This is a genomic window from Streptomyces cucumeris (assembly GCF_024295805.1).
Taxonomy (GTDB): Bacteria; Actinomycetota; Actinomycetes; order Streptomycetales; family Streptomycetaceae; genus Streptomyces; species Streptomyces cucumeris.
Genome location: NZ_JANCLX010000009.1, coordinates 58,774 through 74,664, shown reverse-complemented (window position 1 = coordinate 74,664; position 15,891 = coordinate 58,774). Strand labels below are relative to the sequence as shown.

The 15,891-nt window shown below is 72.1% G+C and carries 17 protein-coding genes and 1 tRNA gene; 14 read left to right on the top strand and 4 right to left on the bottom strand.

The features are described from left to right. Positions 1-82: 82 nt before the first annotated feature. Positions 83-694 (bottom strand): 5-formyltetrahydrofolate cyclo-ligase, encoded by a 612-nt coding sequence (locus tag NMK44_RS15960; RefSeq protein ID WP_254743520.1) that lies wholly within the window; start codon positions 692-694, stop codon positions 83-85. A gap of 73 nt (positions 695-767) precedes the next feature. On the opposite strand from NMK44_RS15960, the gene galU reads away from it, so the two are divergent. The 8 genes from galU to NMK44_RS15920 all read left to right on the top strand — a co-directional run bounded on the left by galU (position 768) and on the right by NMK44_RS15920 (position 7,089). Continuing rightward, positions 768-1,670, top strand: coding sequence for a UTP--glucose-1-phosphate uridylyltransferase GalU (galU, locus tag NMK44_RS15955; protein ID WP_254743518.1), 903 nt, complete (start codon positions 768-770; stop codon positions 1,668-1,670). A 4-nt stretch (positions 1,671-1,674) separates the two neighbouring features. Then, entirely contained in the window at positions 1,675-2,994 is a 1,320-nt protein-coding gene (glp, locus tag NMK44_RS15950; protein WP_254743516.1) for a molybdotransferase-like divisome protein Glp, read from the top strand. A gap of 63 nt (positions 2,995-3,057) precedes the next feature. Then, positions 3,058-3,540, top strand: coding sequence for a cyclic pyranopterin monophosphate synthase MoaC (gene moaC, locus NMK44_RS15945; RefSeq protein ID WP_254743514.1), 483 nt, complete (start codon positions 3,058-3,060; stop codon positions 3,538-3,540). Beyond that, positions 3,537-4,115 (top strand): MogA/MoaB family molybdenum cofactor biosynthesis protein, encoded by a 579-nt coding sequence (locus tag NMK44_RS15940; protein ID WP_254743512.1) that lies wholly within the window; start codon positions 3,537-3,539, stop codon positions 4,113-4,115. Before moaC ends, NMK44_RS15940 begins: the two co-directional genes overlap by 4 nt. After that, positions 4,112-4,735: a GNAT family N-acetyltransferase gene (locus NMK44_RS15935; RefSeq protein WP_254743858.1), complete on the top strand. Its 624-nt coding sequence runs from the start codon at positions 4,112-4,114 to the stop codon at positions 4,733-4,735. The genes NMK44_RS15940 and NMK44_RS15935 overlap by 4 nt, the downstream gene beginning before the upstream one ends. Before the next feature lie 142 nt (positions 4,736-4,877). Continuing rightward, a complete protein-coding gene (gene sepX, locus NMK44_RS15930; RefSeq protein ID WP_254743510.1) occupies positions 4,878-6,035 on the top strand; it encodes a divisome protein SepX/GlpR in 1,158 nt (385 codons plus the stop codon). Positions 6,036-6,110: 75 nt separating this feature from the next. Then, positions 6,111-6,184 (top strand) — tRNA-Ala (locus tag NMK44_RS15925). A 404-nt stretch (positions 6,185-6,588) separates the two neighbouring features. Next, positions 6,589-7,089 carry a hypothetical protein gene (locus NMK44_RS15920; RefSeq protein WP_254743508.1) on the top strand — a complete coding sequence of 167 codons (501 nt, stop codon included), beginning with the start codon at positions 6,589-6,591 and terminating at the stop codon, positions 7,087-7,089. A 9-nt stretch (positions 7,090-7,098) separates the two neighbouring features. On the opposite strand, the gene NMK44_RS15915 is transcribed toward NMK44_RS15920, so the two are convergent. Next, positions 7,099-7,986, bottom strand: a complete 888-nt coding sequence (locus NMK44_RS15915) for a S1 family peptidase (protein WP_254743506.1) — start codon at positions 7,984-7,986, stop codon at positions 7,099-7,101. Between the two features lie 335 nt (positions 7,987-8,321). Between NMK44_RS15915 and NMK44_RS15910 the strand changes: the two genes are divergently transcribed. Beyond that, positions 8,322-9,488, top strand: coding sequence for a trypsin-like serine peptidase (locus tag NMK44_RS15910; protein ID WP_254743504.1), 1,167 nt, complete (start codon positions 8,322-8,324; stop codon positions 9,486-9,488). A gap of 92 nt (positions 9,489-9,580) precedes the next feature. Here the strand turns inward: NMK44_RS15910 and NMK44_RS15905 are convergent, their stop codons facing one another. Beyond that, positions 9,581-10,132, bottom strand: coding sequence for a GNAT family N-acetyltransferase (locus NMK44_RS15905; RefSeq protein WP_254743502.1), 552 nt, complete (start codon positions 10,130-10,132; stop codon positions 9,581-9,583). A gap of 64 nt (positions 10,133-10,196) precedes the next feature. On the opposite strand from NMK44_RS15905, the gene NMK44_RS15900 reads away from it, so the two are divergent. Next, positions 10,197-11,000, top strand: coding sequence for an exodeoxyribonuclease III (locus tag NMK44_RS15900; RefSeq protein ID WP_254743500.1), 804 nt, complete (start codon positions 10,197-10,199; stop codon positions 10,998-11,000). Here NMK44_RS15900 and NMK44_RS15895 read toward each other — a convergent pair. Beyond that, positions 10,982-11,764: a MerR family transcriptional regulator gene (locus NMK44_RS15895; RefSeq protein ID WP_254743856.1), complete on the bottom strand. Its 783-nt coding sequence runs from the start codon at positions 11,762-11,764 to the stop codon at positions 10,982-10,984. The genes NMK44_RS15900 and NMK44_RS15895 overlap by 19 nt on opposite strands. A 185-nt stretch (positions 11,765-11,949) precedes the next feature. Between NMK44_RS15895 and NMK44_RS15890 the strand changes: the two genes are divergently transcribed. The 4 genes from NMK44_RS15890 (at position 11,950) to NMK44_RS15875 (ending at position 15,803) form a co-directional block, all read left to right on the top strand. Continuing rightward, a complete protein-coding gene (locus NMK44_RS15890; RefSeq protein WP_254743498.1) occupies positions 11,950-13,479 on the top strand; it encodes a flavin-containing monooxygenase in 1,530 nt (509 codons plus the stop codon). Continuing rightward, positions 13,476-14,435, top strand: coding sequence for an alpha/beta fold hydrolase (locus NMK44_RS15885; RefSeq protein WP_254743496.1), 960 nt, complete (start codon positions 13,476-13,478; stop codon positions 14,433-14,435). Before NMK44_RS15890 ends, NMK44_RS15885 begins: the two co-directional genes overlap by 4 nt. Continuing rightward, the gene (locus NMK44_RS15880) at positions 14,432-15,337 is read left to right on the top strand and encodes an SDR family oxidoreductase (protein ID WP_254743494.1); all 906 of its coding nucleotides are present in this window, start codon (positions 14,432-14,434) and stop codon (positions 15,335-15,337) included. Before NMK44_RS15885 ends, NMK44_RS15880 begins: the two co-directional genes overlap by 4 nt. Positions 15,338-15,458: 121 nt before the next feature. Beyond that, entirely contained in the window at positions 15,459-15,803 is a 345-nt protein-coding gene (locus NMK44_RS15875) for a hypothetical protein (RefSeq protein ID WP_254743492.1), read from the top strand. Positions 15,804-15,891 lie beyond the last annotated feature (88 nt).

Sequence of the window (15,891 nt, the reverse complement as noted above, 5' to 3'; positions counted from 1 at the left end):
CCCCATGGCGCCCGTGCCGTCATCGCGGCCACCGGCCCCGCAGATCCTCCCGGCCCCGCCGAGAGGCGCCCTCGGGCGTCCCTCAGCGGGGCCGCCGCGTGAAGCGGTGGACCCCCGAGGGCGTCACCGCCGCGTGCACCGGACGGTCATGGGCCTCCTCGGGGACCTCCGCCAGCAGCTCGCCGTCGTGGAGCAGCACCACCAGCGCGGGATCGGCCCCGGCCCGCGCCAGCCGCTCCAGCACCCGGTCGTACGAGCCGCCGCCGCGGCCCAGCCGCATCCCGCGCCGGTCCACCGCGAGCCCCGGCAGCAGTACGGCGTCCGCCGCGGTCACCGCATCGGGGCCGAGCCGCGGCCCGACCGGCTCCAGCAGTCCCCGCCGGGCGGGCGCGAGCCGCTCCGGCCCCTCGTCCTCGCCCCAGTCCAGGTCGTTGTCGGCCAGCAGGACCGGCAGCAGAACCCGTACGCCCCGGGCGCGCAGCGCCTCCCGCAGCGCATGGGTACCGGGTTCGCCGCCCAGGGAGACGTAGGCGGCCACCGTGCGCGCGTCCGCCAGCTCCGGAAGCTCCAGGGCACGACACGCCAGGGCGGCCGCGGCCGCTTCGATGTCATCCTCGGTCAACCTGGATCTCACCGCCAGGAGACGCTGCCGCAACACGCGTTTACTACCGTCGTTTGTGATCACGGGGTGCATAAACTCCCTGTCTCATGTCATATTCACTGAATCCTCATCATCTGCCCCAAAGGCACCAGATAGGGTTCTGTACATGACTCAATCGCGTACTCGGATCAGCAAGGCTGTCATCCCCGCCGCGGGACTGGGCACCCGCTTTCTTCCGGCCACCAAGGCCACCCCCAAGGAGATGCTGCCGGTCGTCGACAAGCCGGCGATCCAGTACGTCGTCGAGGAAGCCGTCACCGCGGGACTCTCCGACGTCCTCATGATCACCGGTCGTAACAAGCGACCGCTGGAGGACCACTTCGACCGCAATTACGAGCTCGAGGAGACCCTGACGCGCAAGGGGGACGACACTCGTCTCGCCCGCGTCCAGGAATCCAGCGATCTCGCGACCATGCACTATGTGCGCCAGGGCGACCCCCGGGGTCTTGGCCACGCGGTGCTGTGCGCCGCCCCGCACGTCGGTGACCAGCCCTTTGCCGTCCTCCTCGGCGACGACCTCATCGATGCCCGTGACCCGCTGCTGTCCCGCATGGTCGAGGTGCAGGAGCAGCACGGCGGCAGCGTGATCGCCCTGATGGAGGTCGATCCCGCCCAGATCCACCTCTATGGCTGCGCCGCCGTCAAACCGACCGAGGACGAGACGGTCGTCCAGGTCACCGGTCTGGTCGAGAAGCCGGACCACGCCGACGCCCCCAGCAACTACGCGGTGATCGGCCGCTACGTCCTGGACCCGGCCGTCTTCGACGTGCTCCGCAAGACCAAGCCGGGCCGCGGGGGCGAGATCCAGCTCACCGACGCCCTCCAGGCGCTGGCCTCCGATCCCGACCTCGGGGGCCCGGTCCATGGTGTGATCTTCAAGGGCCGTCGGTACGACACAGGAGACCGTGGCGACTATCTGCGTGCCATCGTCAGACTCGCATGCGAACGTGAAGACCTGGGCCCGGACTTCCGGGACTGGCTTCGCAGTTACGTCACCGAGGAGATGTAGCACCTTGAGCAGCACCGCAGCACGGGCCACCGACCAGGGCCCGGACCAGGACCGTGTCTGGACGGTGTCCGAGCACCTCGACGACATCCTCGGGCACATCCATCCGCTGGAGCCCATCGAGCTGCAACTGCTCGATGCCCAGGGGTGTGTCCTGGTCGAGGACATCACCGTCCCCGTCGCCCTCCCGCCCTTCGACAACAGCTCCATGGACGGCTACGCCGTACGCACCGCTGATGTCGCGGCGGCCACGAGGGACCATCCTGCGGTGCTCACCGTCATCGGCGACATCGCGGCGGGCAGCGGTGAGCTGCCCGCCGTGGGCCCCGGTGAGGCGGCGAGGATCATGACCGGCGCCCCGATGCCGCCCGGCGGACAGGCCGTGGTCCCCGTGGAGTGGACCGACGGCGGCCTGGACAACGGGCCGGTCACCACCATGCGGGCGCGCGGCGACGGCCCGGACGGCGGCAGTGGCCGGGTGCGGGTCTACCGTCCGGCCGAGGAGGGCCGGCATGTACGCGCCCGAGGCAGCGACGCGGGCGCGGGCGAGCTGGCGCTGCACGCCGGTACCGTCCTCGGGCCGCCGCAGATCGGGCTGCTGGCCGCCGTCGGCCGCGCCACCGTCAAGGTCCGGCCGCGGCCGCGGGTCGTGGTGCTGTCCACCGGCAGCGAGCTGGTCCAGCCCGGCGAGGAGGTGGGCCCCGGCCGGATCCACGACTCCAACAGCTACCAGCTCACCGCCGCGGCCCGGGATGCCGGTGCCATCGCCTACCGGGTCGGCGCGGTCGCCGATGACGCGGCCACCCTGCGCGCCGCCATCGAGGACCAGTTGGTGCGCGCCGACATCGTGGTCACCAGCGGTGGTGTCAGCGTCGGCGCATACGACGTGGTGAAGGAGGCGATGCACGAGGTCGCCTTCCGCAAGCTGGCGATGCAGCCCGGCAAGCCCCAGGGCTTCGGCCGGATCGGCCCCGACGCCACCCCGCTGCTCGCCCTCCCCGGCAATCCGGTGAGTTCGTACGTCTCCTTCGAGCTGTTCGTCCGCCCGGTCATCCGCACCATGCTGGGCGGCGGCGGGATCCACCGGACGGTCCTGCGGGCGGTGTGCCCCGAGGGCATCGCGTCCTCCCCGGAGGGCAGGCGCCAGTTCCTGCGCGGCTGGTACGAGCCGTCGGCGGGGGAGGAGCCGGGCACCGTCACTCCTGTGGGCGGTGCGTCATCCCACCTGATCAAGGCCATGGCCCAGGCCAATGCGCTGATCGTGCTCCCGGAGAAGGTCACCGCGGTGGACCCCGGCACCGAAGTGGACGTGCTCCTGCTCACGTAGGACGCCGCCACGGCGGGTACGGTGTCGTCCCACAGCAGCCGCGCGGCCCGGACCGGGAGAACGATGAGCAGCGCCCAGGACCATCTCACCCACCTCGACCAAGCGGGCGCCGCGCGCATGGTCGACGTCTCCGCCAAGGACGTCACGGCACGCACCGCCCGCGCCAGCGGCCGGGTGCTCGTGGCGCCCCGTGTGGTCGAACTGCTGCGCGGTGAGGGCGTCCCCAAGGGCGACGCCCTCGCAACCGCCCGCATCGCGGGCATCATGGGCGCCAAGCGCACCCCTGACCTCATCCCGCTGTGCCATCCGCTCGCGGTGTCGGGGGTGACGGTGGACCTCACGGTCGCCGACGACGCGGTCGAGATCATCGCCACGGTGAAGACCACCGACCGTACGGGTGTGGAGATGGAGGCCCTGACCGCCGTCTCCGTCGCCGCCCTGACGGTGGTCGACATGGTCAAGGCCGTCGACAAGGGCGCCGTGGTCACCGACATCCGGGTCGAGGAGAAGACCGGCGGCAAGTCGGGCGACTGGAGCCGCACATGACGGGCTCGCCCGCGCCGCACCGCCGCGCCCTGGTGGTCACCGCCTCCAACCGCGCGGCCGCCGGGGTCTACGCCGACAAGGGCGGTCCGCTGATCGCCGAGGGGCTGGCCGGGCTGGGGTTCGCGGTGGACGGCCCGCGGGTGGTGCCCGACGGCGAACCGGTCGAGGCGGCGCTGCGGGAGGCGGTGGCCGCCGCGTACGACGTGGTCGTCACCACCGGAGGCACCGGACTCACCCCGACCGACCGCACCCCCGAGGCCACCCGCGCCGTCCTCGACCGCGAGGTGCCGGGTATCGCGGAGGCCATCCGCGCCGAGGGGCTCGCCAAGGTGCCCACTGCGGCGCTCTCCCGGGGGCTCGCCGGGGTCGCCGGGACGACCCTGGTCGTCAATCTGCCCGGCTCCACCGGAGGGGTGCGCGACGGGCTCGCGGTTCTCGGCCGCGTCCTGGTGCACGCGGTCGACCAGATCCACGGCGGCGACCACCCCAGACCCGCCGGTCCCGCCGACTCCACCGGTCCTGACGATCCGGCCGCTCCCGCCGATCCGGCCGGTTCCGCCGGGAGGGCGCGCTGAACGCCCCCTGGCCGGTCGTGCTGGCGGACGGTGACACGGTTCTCCGTCCGATAAAGCTGCGCGACCAGCGCGCCTGGCGTGAGGTGAACCAGCGCAACCGGGAGTGGCTGCGGCCCTGGGAGGCCACCATTCCGCCGCCCCCGCCGGGCGGTCCGGTCACCCACCGGCCCACCTACCGCCAGATGGTCCGCCATCTGCGCGCCGAGGCGCACGCCGGGCGGATGCTGCCGTTCGTCATCGAGTACCGCGGGCGGCTGGCGGGGCAGTTGACGGTCGCCGGGATCACCTGGGGCTCGATGTGCTCGGGCCATGTCGGCTACTGGGTCGACGAGGCGGTGGCGGGGCGCGGGGTGATGCCGACCGCCGTGGCGCTCGCCGCCGACCACTGCTTCCGCACCATCGGACTGCACCGGATCGAGATCTGCATCCGGCCGGAGAACGTGCCCAGCCGGCGGGTCGTGGAGAAACTCGGATTCCGCGAGGAGGGGCTTCGGCCCCGCTACCTCCATATCGACGGTGCCTGGCGCGACCATCTGGTCTTCGCGCTCACCGTCGAGGAACTGTCCGAAGGGTTGCTGGCGCGCTGGCACCGGACCCGGCCCGAGGCGTCGCAGAAATAGGAAACCTGTTCGAATTAAGCCGGTACATTTCCGGTCCGGTCATCTCATCAATCACAAAAAACTTTTGAGATATCAGCCAGATCGTGCGACACACCGCGCCAATTGGCGGATGCCCTCGCGCGGACCCCTCTACCGTGTGAGCGTGAGCAGCAGTGGCCTCATCTACGCAGTCATCGTCGGGGCCTGGGCCGCCTATTTGGTGCCGATGTGGCTTCGGAGGCAGGACGAGCTGAATGAGGCCCGTCCGACGGAACGCTTCAGCACCGCCATCCGGCTGCTGTCCGGACGGGCGGGGATGGAGCGCCGTTACGCCAAGGGGCTGGAGGACGAGCGCCGGAGGGGCCCGGAGGACCCGGCGGAGCGCACCGCCGAGACCGCGGACGCCCCCGGAGCCGGGGGCGGCGCGGCCGAGCCGGAGCGCTTCACGGTCGACCCGGACGCGCTGACCGACGCGATCGACGTCCGGGCCTTCGCCGACCCCGTGACCCTGCGCGCGCCCGTCCCCACCGCCGCCGCGGCACCGTCCGCCGAGGGCGCCGCCCCGTCCGGCGCCAAGGCCGGTCGCGGCGGTTCCGCCCTGGACCGTGGACGGCGCGCGCGTGTGCTTGCACGCCGTCGTCGCACCACCGTGATCCTCTTCATCGCGTTCACCCTGGGCGCGATCGTGGCGGCGGTCGGCGGACTGGCTTTCCTCTGGGCCCCGGCCATCCCGGCCATACTGCTCAGCGCGTACATCGCCTACCTGCGCAGCCAGGAGCGGCGCCGCTTCACCTTCACCATGGACCAGCGCCGCGCCGAGCAGGCCGCGCAGCGCCTGCGCGAGCGCCGTCCGCGGCCCCACGCCCCGGACGCCGCGGCGTCCGATGCCGGTGCCCCCGCCGACACCCCCGCGCCCGCCGAGGCCGAGCCCGCCCCGGCGGTCTCCGCCCGCGCGGCGGGACGCCGGGCGCTGGTCGAGCAGACCGATCACGCCGAGTGGGTGGACCAGGAGCGCGAGCGTGAGCGCGGCCCGGCCGCCGGGGACGGCTGGGAGCCGGTTCCGGTACCGCTGCCGACCTATGTGACGGCGCCGGTCGCCCCGCGTGCCACCGGCAGGGTCGACCTCGCCGCCCCCGACGCCTGGAGCTCCGCGCGCTCCAGCACCGTCGAGCCCGCCCAGGGGCCCACCCCGGCGCCGTCCGCGGAACAGGACCCCGCCCGGCACCCGGCATCGCCCGCCCGCCGCCCCCGTGAGACCGGTCGCACACCGCTCTTCGACCAGTACGCGGACGAGGACCGGCCCCGTGCTGCCAATGAGTGACCCGCACTCCACTGACCAGCGCGGAACGGATTTCCAAGCACCCCGCGCGGGATGCTAGAGTTTCACTCGTTGCAAGGGCCTGTGGCGCAGACTGGTAGCGCACCTCGTTCGCATCGAGGGGGTCAGGGGTTCAAATCCCCTCAGGTCCACAGCAGCTCAAAGCCCCCGCCGGGGAAACCCGGCGGGGGCTTTTTGGTGCCGGAATCGCACCGTGGTGACGCACCGGTGTGATGGGTGTCATGCGGCCGGATCCGGCGCCTACGCGGGTGCTCTGTCGGCTCCCCCGCCGCCGTGGTGCCGCGCCCGGGGCGGCGATCCGATCCGCTGCTATTCGCAGCCGCGTCTCCGTGCCCCCGCGCCGATCTCTTTTCACGTCATCGCAGGTGGCGCGGCGCCAACCCGCCCTGGGCGACGGGGATATGACGTGCTCGCCGAGCCGTCCTTGTTGTAGCTTCTGGATCGACCACATCGGGTTGTCGCCGCCTCTGGCACATCCAACTTCCGGTCCTTCTGGACCTGTTCTTTTCTGTATCGCATCACGAAAGAGCTCAATATGACGCCGGACAAGTACAAGAAGGCCGCCTTCATACGCGGGGGAATCAGCGCTGTCGCGTGCCTCGCGCTGACCGTGCCCCTCGCCGGAACCGCGATAGCCGACGCGCCCGAGCGCGAAAGGCCCGCCCCGGCGGCGGCGTTCGGCAGCCCGGTCATGGATGCCATGAACTGGTTCCTCCACCGCAAGGGCGACAAGTCCTACGACGGCTACTGCGAGCTGGCGGTCGCCAAGGCGTGGAAGCGCTCCAAGGTTCACAACACGGCCAAGACGCACTGGACCTCCTCGGACGGTGCCAAGCACACCACCGGTACGCCCCCCAAGGGCTCCTTCGTCTTCTGGGACAACGGGTCACTGAGCTGGCACGTGGGGCTTGCGGATGGCTCCGGTGGTGTCTGGGGTACCAATTTCGGTCCCGGGGGCGCGATCGCCTTCAAGTCGAATTACAAGAGGATTCCCGGGTTCAAGTATGTGGGCTGGAAGGCCGGTAACCCCGGCTGACGAGCGCCTTTAGCGATTCCGGGGAACAGCCACCCGCGCAGTGAGCCATGGGCGGACGGCGGCCACGTCGGTGAAGAAGTTCGGGCCCGGCGAACCGCATGGTTCGCCGGCCGTCTCCATGCCGAAGCTGAAGACGCCCACGACCTCACGCCTGCCGTGCCGCCAGGTCACCAGTGGGCTGCCGCTGTCCCCGGTGCAGGCCACGGCGTGTCCGCGGGCGCAGAGGACTGAGGCGCCGTCCACCGGGGCCGGGGTGGCGGCGGCGCAGCGGGCGTCCGGCCGGACGCGGTAGGTGCCGCGGCGCAGGACGTCGCCCCGGGTGGAGGGGCTGGTCAGACCGTGGCCGTAGAGGGTCGCGGTGGCCCCGGACGGCGGTGCCGTCCGGGTCAGGGGGAGTGCGGGGACGCCGCGTACCGGGCGGTCGAGGGTGACCACCGCGATGTCGTACGCCGCACTGGAGGCCGCGGGATTGCCGGGGTCCTGCGGGGAGGGCAGCAGCCGGTAGCGGGGGTGGACGGCGACCCCTTCGATCCCCGCCACCCGGCCCGGATCGCCGGAGAGCACCCGCGCGCCGATGTGGTACTCGCCGCGCTTCGGCAGATCGCCGACGGTGACGCAGTGCGCGGCCGTGAGCACCTTGGTGGGGGCGATCAACGCGGCGCCGCACGAGGCGCGTTGCGGCAGGGGAGCGTCGCCCTTGACCGCGAGGGTGGCCATCCAGGGTGCCTCACGGTCGTCGCGGACTTCTTCTCCGCCCGCGACGGCCTGTGCGCCGCCGGCGGGGATGAGGGCGGTGGCCGCCGCGGTGAGCAGGGTACCCAGCACGGCGGCCGTCCGCCGGAGGCGGTGGTGGGCCCGTCCGCGCGCGGGGTCGGTGTCGTTCTCGTGGTTCGGCATCCGTCCACGGTCGCGGTCCCGGCGGCGCCGCGCCTCAGGGGCGGACCCTGAACCGGCCCTGGAACGACCCCGAGTTCTGCCCCGGCTCTCCGGCCGCCCCCGGTAGGGGACAGGACCCGGGCCGTACCGTTCAGCCGTTCGATGTCATGAAACCGTGCGGAGGGCGTTCGTGTTGTGTGCGGGCCATGACACAGGTGAGGGCCCCCGGCGGAGGGCCAGGCATAGTAGGTGCCTGTTCCCGTCAGTGGACCGTGCCGCGAAACCGCCGCACCACCAGCACGGGACCGCATCACCAGCACAGCACCACACAGCACGACACAGGGGGAAAGGGCTTCATGCCACTCATACGACGCTCGGCCGTGGCGGCCGCCGCCGTGACCGCGTTGCTCGCGGTCTCCGCCTCGGCCTGTGGACCGGGTGACGACACGGCCGGTGCCGAGACCAGCGCCCCGGAATCCAGCGGTGAGCAGGAGGGCAAGGACGGGATCAAGCTGCCCGAGGGCGTCCCGACCAGCCTGGAGGACCTGAAGCAGTGGAAGGAGGGCGGCTGGAAGGACTGGGACAACTGGGCGCGCAAGGCATCCGAATTCGCCAATCCCGTCATCAAGAACTTCTGGCAGCCGTCCCGGATGGCGAAGGCCGATGACGCGCCGCACACCGCTGCCGCGCAGGCCACCGGTCAGAACGAGGCGGCCACCGACCCCGAGCCGCCGGCCGTCCCGGCCAAGGAGGTCTCGCGGCCGTACCACCAGAACATGGCGCCCGTCGGGAAGGTGTACTTCGACAGTCCCAAGGGGCCGATGGTGTGCTCCGGCACGGTCGTCCGGGATCCGGCCCATCCGGGCAAGTCCAACATGGTGTGGACCGCGGGCCACTGTGTGCACGCCGGCAAGAAGGGCGGCTGGATGCGCAACATCGTGTTCGTGCCGTCCTACAACGACAAGGGGCTCAGCGCGCGCCGGGCGCAGACCGCCGCGCAGCGGGACGTCAGCCCGTACGGGGTGTGGTGGGCGGACTGGTCGCAGACCTCGTCGCAGTGGATCGACACCGGCGGTGAGACCGGCGGGGTCTCCTCCTCCTACGACTTCGCGGTGCTGCATGTGAAGCCCGAGAACGGTGGCGGCAAGTCGCTCGAGGAGACGGTCGGGGCCGCGGTGCCGGTGTGGTTCGGGGCGCCCTCGGCGAAGGGTGTCAGCTCGATCGGGGCGTACGGCTACCCGGCGGCGCCGCCGTACGACGGGGCGAAGATGTTCAACTGCACCAGCCGTCCGGGCCGGTTGTCGTTCTCGTCCAGCGCGCCGACGATGTACCGGATCGGCTGCTCGATGACCGGCGGCACCTCCGGCGGCGGCTGGTTCGTGAACCGCAAGGGCAAGACGGTGCTGGTGTCCAACAGTTCCATCAGCTCCTACGGGCACACCTGGCTCGCGGGTCCGCATCTGGGCGCCGAGGCGAAGGGCGTGTTCAAGGCCATCAGCGACAAGTACGCCGGGAAGCGCTAGCCCGCGGCGCGCCGCACGGCTGCCGCGCGGCCCTCGCACGGCCGTCGCATGGATCAGGACCCGCTCGGGAAGCCCCGGGCGGGTCCTGTCCGTCAGGGGGCGCCGACGGCGCGCGTCCGGCCGGGGTCACGGTCCGCGCCGCGGCCGTCGCCGGTGTCCCCGCCGTCTCCGGACAGCGCCTTGCCGAAGCAGCGGCTGCCCTCGTCGAAGCGGTAGACCCCGAACTTCGGGACCGGTGTGTACCCCGATGAGGTGTACAGCCCGATGGCCTCCGGCTGCCGGGTGCCAGTCTCCATGATCATTCGCCGTCGGCCCGCCGCGCGGGCGCTGTCCTCCAGGGCGGCCAGCACCAGCCGGGCCAGTCCGCGCCCGCGCGCCGCCCGGACCACGAACATCCGCTTGACCTCTGCGTCGCCGTCCGCGTAGCCCTCCTCGCCGCTGTCCCGGCCGCGCCAGCCGCCGCTGGCCAGCGGGGTGCCGTCCGGGTCGTAGACGATCAGGTAGATCCCGTGCGGCGGGTCGAACTGGGCCGCGTCCACCGGGGTCGTGTCCCCCTCGCCGTAGCGCTCCACGTACTCGGCCTGCACCTCGCGGTCGAGCGCGACGGCGTCGGGGTGGCCGTACCCCACGGTCCGGATATGCATGCGGAGGATCGTACGTCTATGCGGCCATGACGGCCATGGGTTTCATCTGTCGTATCGTGCCGTGGTGCTCACCGTGACGACCGTGAATGTGAACGGGCTGCGCGCCGCGGCCAAGAAGGGCTTCGTGCCCTGGCTCGACGGCACCGCGGCCGATGTGGTCTGCCTCCAGGAGGTCCGCGCCGAACCCCATGAGCTGCCCGAATCCGTACGGGAGCCCGACGGCTGGTATGTGGTGCACGCCCCGGCGGCGGCCAAGGGCCGGGCGGGGGTCTCGGTGTACACGCGGCGCGAGCCGGAGGCGGTGCGTATCGGGTTCGGGTCCGCCGAGTTCGACGGCAGCGGCCGCTATGTCGAGGTCGATCTGCCGGGTGTCACGGTCGGCAGCCTCTATCTGCCCTCGGGCGAGGTCGGCACCGAGCGGCAGGACGAGAAGACGCGCTTCATGGCCGAGTTCCTGCCGTATCTGCAGGAGCTGCGGGGGCGGGCGGCGGCCGGTGGCCGGGAGGCGCTGGTGTGCGGCGACTGGAACATCGCCCACCAGGAGGCCGACCTGAAGAACTGGAAGGCCAACCGGAAGAAGTCGGGCTTCCTGCCCGAGGAGCGCGCCTGGCTGTCCCGGGTGCTGGACGAGGCGGAGTACGCCGATGTGGTGCGCGCGCTGCACCCGGAGGTCGCGGGTCCGTACTCCTGGTGGTCCTACCGGGGCCGGGCGTTCGACAACGACGCCGGCTGGCGGATCGACTACCAGCTCGCGACGGCCGGGCTGGCCGGGCGTGCGCTGAAGGCCGTCGTGGAGCGCGCCGCCGCGTACGACCAGCGGTGGAGCGACCATGCGCCGGTGACCGTGACCTACGGCTCCGCCCACTGACCGGCGGTTCCGGCCCCGCCCCCGGCGTCGTCACCGGCGCGTTCGCGCAGCCACGCCTCGACCCCCTCCCGTATCCGGCGGTCCATGGCCATCGACAGCTCCGCGTCCACCACGGCCTTGGTCAGCGGCCGCAGCCGCTCCACCGTTTCGCTGATCCGGGCGGTGTGTTCCGCGGTGTGCTCCGCATCCGGCCCCGGGCAGTCCGCAGCCTCGGCCATGACGTCGGCCAGGATGTGGGTGCGCAGCAGTTCGGTGAAGGTCTCGGCGATCGCGTCCACGTGGAAGCGCAGTTCGCGTCCGGCGGCGAGTACGGCGGCCAGCGGTACGCCGCGTTCGACGAGGGTGTGCGAGGCGTCCAGCAGCCGTCTGCTGACGTGCACGATCTCATCGCCGTCGACCCGGAGGTAGCCGATGTCGAGTGAGGTGCTCAGATTCTCCGGGGTGACCTCGCCCTCGAAGTAGTCGGCGAGAGCCTCGGGGGTGAGCCGGACCGGGGTCTCCTCGGACCACGACGGCATGCCGTCCAGCCCGAGCAGTTCGCCCACGTCCCGGCGGCCGCTCTCGAAGGCGGCTATCAACTCCGCGATCCCGCCCAGGGTGTGACCGCGCTCCAGCAGGGCCCCGATCGTCCGCAGCCGGGCCAGGTGGTGCTCGCCGTACCAGGCGATACGGCCTTCCCGGCGGGGTGGCGGAATGAGTTTGCGCTCCCGGTAGAAGCGCAGGGTGCGCACGGTGATACCGGCCTTGTCGGCCAGCTCGCCCATCCGGTACTCGGCCACCTCGTCCGCTCCGCTCGTCGCCACAGGGGCAGCCTATGCGGCCGCCGTTGAAATGCGACCGTGGGTAACTTCGTTGTCCACAGCCCCTACCGCTCGATATCTCCCTGCCTTACGCTCCCATCGTGCCAGTGATTGCTGGCGCGGTTTCGAGCGTTGCGGGAGGCGGCGGCATGGCTGGGCTGACGCGTGAGCACGTACGGGTGGCGGTGATCGGATCCGGGTTCGGCGGGCTGGGGGCGGCCGTCCGGCTGCGCCGCGCGGGCATCACCGACTTCGTGATCCTGGAGCGGGCGGACGCCGTCGGCGGGACCTGGCGCGACAACAGCTATCCGGGCTGTGCCTGTGACGTCCCGTCCCATCTGTACTCCTTCTCCTTCGCGCCCAACCCGGACTGGCCGCGCAACTTCTCCGGGCAGCCGCATATCCGCGCCTATCTGGAGCGCGTCACCGACACCTTCGGACTGCGCCCGCATCTGCGCTTCGGCGCCGAGGTGCGGTCCCTGCGCTGGGACACCGCCGCGCTGCACTGGGAGGTCGAGACCGTCCGCGGCACCCTGACCGCCGATGTGGTGGTCAGCGCCACCGGACCGCTGTCCGATCCCCAGATCCCGGACATCCCCGGCCTCGACGGCTTCCCCGGCAAGGTCTTCCACTCCGCCCGCTGGGACCACGGCTTCTCGCTGCGCGGCAAGCGGGTCGCGATGATCGGCACCGGTGCCTCGGCCATCCAGATCGTCCCCGCCATCCAGGAGGAGGTGGGCAGGCTCACCCTCTTCCAGCGCACCCCGCCCTGGGTGCTGCCCCGGATGGACCGCCGGATCAGCGGAGTCGAGCGCTGGCTGCACGGCAGGGTCCCGGCCACCCGGGCACTGCGCCGCGGAGTGCTGTGGGGGCTGCGTGAGCTCCAGGTCGGCGCGTTCACCAAGCGGCCGAACGAGCTCGGGCTGATCGAGCGGATGGCCGGCGCGCATATGAGGCGCGCGGTCAAGGACCCGCGGCTGCGGACCGTGCTGACCCCCGACTACCGCATCGGCTGCAAGCGCATCCTGCTCTCCAACGAGTACTACCCGGCGCTGACCCGGCCGCATGTGGATGTGGTCGCCTCCGGGCTGAGGGAGGTGCGCGGCTCCACCCTGGTGGCCGCCGACGGCACCGAGACCGAGGCCGACGCGATCATCTTCGGCACCGGCTTCCACGTCACCGACGTGCCCATCGCCCAGCGGGTGACCGGAGCGGGCGGCACCACGCTCGCGGAGGAGTGGAAGGGCGGGATGGAGGCGCTGCGCGGCAGCACCTCCGCCGGGTTCCCCAACTTCCTGACCATCATCGGGCCCAACACCGGGCTCGGGAACAGCTCGATGATCCTGATGATCGAGGCCCAGCTGAACTACATGGCCGACTTCATAAGGCAATTGGACGTCCTGGGCGGGAAGGTCGCGCTGGACGCCAAGCCGGCCGCGGTGCGTGCCTACAACGACATGGTCCAGCGGCGGATGGAGCGCACCGTCTGGAACTCCGGCGGCTGTGACAGCTGGTATCTGGACAATGGGCGCAACACCACCCTGTGGCCCGGCACCACCAGCGAGTTCAAGAAGGTCACCCGCCGGGTGGACCTCTCCGAGTACACGGTGGTGCGGCCGCCCGCCGTGCCCGCCAAGGCCACCGTCTCCACCGCCGACGCGGGGCGGGGAGCGCGGTGAGGCGGTCCGCGGCCCTCGTCACGGGCCCGTACGCCCCGCCCGTCCCCGCCCGTGAGCTGACCGTGGTCTCGGCGGACGGCAGCCGTCTCCACGCCGAGGTGCACGGTCCACAGGACGCCCCAGCCGTGGTCCTCGCCCATGGCTGGACCTGCTCCACCGCCTTCTGGGCGCCGGTGCTGCACCAACTCACCGCCGACCACCGGGTGATCGTGTACGACCAGCGCGGCCACGGCCGCAGCCCCGCCCCGGGCCCCGGCGGCTACAGCCACCGTGCGCTCGCCGACGACCTGGTGGCCGTGCTCGACCAGGCGCTGCCGCCGGGCCGCCGTGCCGTGGTGGTGGGGCATTCGCTGGGCGGGATGACGCTGATGGCCGCCGCCGGACGTCCTCAACTGCACGAGCGCGCCGCCGCGCTGCTGCTGTGCAGCACCGGGGCCGCGCGGCTGGTGGAGCGGGCGCGGGTGGTGCCGCTGCGCGCCGGGCGGCTGCGCACCCGGGTGCAGCGTGCGGTGCTGGGCTCGCGTGCCCCGCTCGGCCCGGTCACCCCGCTCGGCAAGCGGGTGCTGCGGTACGTGACCATGGGGCGCGGCGCGGAGCCCGCGATGGTGGAGGCGTGCGCCCGGATCGTGCACGCCTGTCCCCGCACTGTGCGCGCCGAATGGGCCCATGTGCTCGCCGAGCTGGACCTCGACGCGCGGATCGCCGGGCTCACCATGCCCACGGCCGTGATCGTCGGCACCGCCGACCGGCTCACCCCGCCCGAGCACGCCCATGCGCTGGTCGCCGGGCTGCCGCGGTGCGTGGGCCTCACCGAGCTGCCGGGGCTCGGCCATATGACCCCGGTCGAGGACCCGGCGGCGGTCAGCGGTGTGATCCGCGGCCTTGTGGCCGCCCATGGACAGCCGGTTGAACCGGCTGCGGAAGCAGTCACCGACGCGGAGGAGCAGACGACATGAGTGCGCGCAGGAGCCTGGACGGCAAGGTCGCGGTGGTGACGGGTGCGGCGCGGGGCGTCGGTGAACTGCTCGCCCGCAAGCTGTCCGCACGCGGTGCCCGGGTGGCGCTGGTGGGGCTGGAGCCGGATGAGCTGAAGGCGGTGTCGGAGCGGCTGATGACCGAGTCCGAGCACTGGTGCGCCGATGTCACCGACGCGGAGGCGATGGCACAGGTCGCGCGGGAGGTCGTGGAACGCTTCGGCTCCGTGGACATCGTGTGCGCCAATGCCGGGGTGGCGCAGGGCGGTCCGTTCCTGGACACGGACGAGGCGTCCTGGCGGCGGGTGGTCGAGGTCAATCTGCTGGGCAGCGCCACCACCGCGCGCGCCTTCCTGCCCGCCCTGATCGCCAGCCGTGGCTATCTGCTCCAGATCGCCTCGCTCGCCGCGATCACCCCGGCGCCGATGATGACGGCGTACTGCGCGTCCAAGTCGGGCGTCGAGGCGTTCGCCCACTGTCTGCGGGCCGAGGTCGCCCACCACGGAGTGCGGGTCGGCGTCGGCTATCTCAGCTGGACCGACACCGATATGGTGCGCGGCGCCGACCAGGACGAGGTGATGCGGGAGCTGCGGCAGCGGCTGCCCTGGCCCGCGAACCGCACCTATCCGCTGGGCCCGGCCGTGGACCGGCTGGTGGCCGGGATCGAGCGCCGCTCGGCGCATGTGTACGCGCAGTGGTGGCTGCGCGGGACGCAGTCGGTGCGCGGCTATCTGCCCGCGATCATCGGGATGGTGGGCGCACGCGAGATGCGCCGGGCCGCACCGCGGCTCGCGGCCACCCGGGCGGAGCGCGGCGGTCTGGTGGGGCAGGGCGGCGCGGCCGATGAACAGGCCCGTACGGCAGCCACTCAGAGTCACCAGTAACGCTCTGTGCTCGCGCTGACCTGGGCTTTCCCGGTGAACTAGGGACCGAAATGCGGAGTGTGTCGCTGCGTGTAACTCTTGTCGGGCCCGACCCCCTTTCACCCGATGAGGAGTGACACTCATGGGCACGATGGACGAGTTCAACGAGAAGGCTCAGCAGGGCAAGCGCCAGGCGCAGGGCGAGCGCGGCCGCCAGCAGCAGCGCGGCCAGAAGGCCGATGAGCGCATGGAGTCCGGTGAGCGCATGGAAGAACGTGCCCGTAAGGACATGGGTGCCACCCCGCAGGACCGGCCGCGCAGCCGGCCCCAGGACCGTGAGCGGCCCCAGGATCGCGAGCGGCCGCAGGACCGTGAGCGGCCGCAGGACCGTGAACGGGCCCAGCGCACCGGCCAGGAGCAGCGCCGTCAGCAGGGCGAGGGCCGGGGCAAGGAGACGCGCGAGCAGGAGCCCTTCGAGGAGATGTGATCTCCCGCGGCTGACGCCGGGTGCCGCCCGGCGTCAGCCGCGGGGGGTCCGGGGACGGGGGCGGGGCCCACCGGGGGGGCCCCCGGGC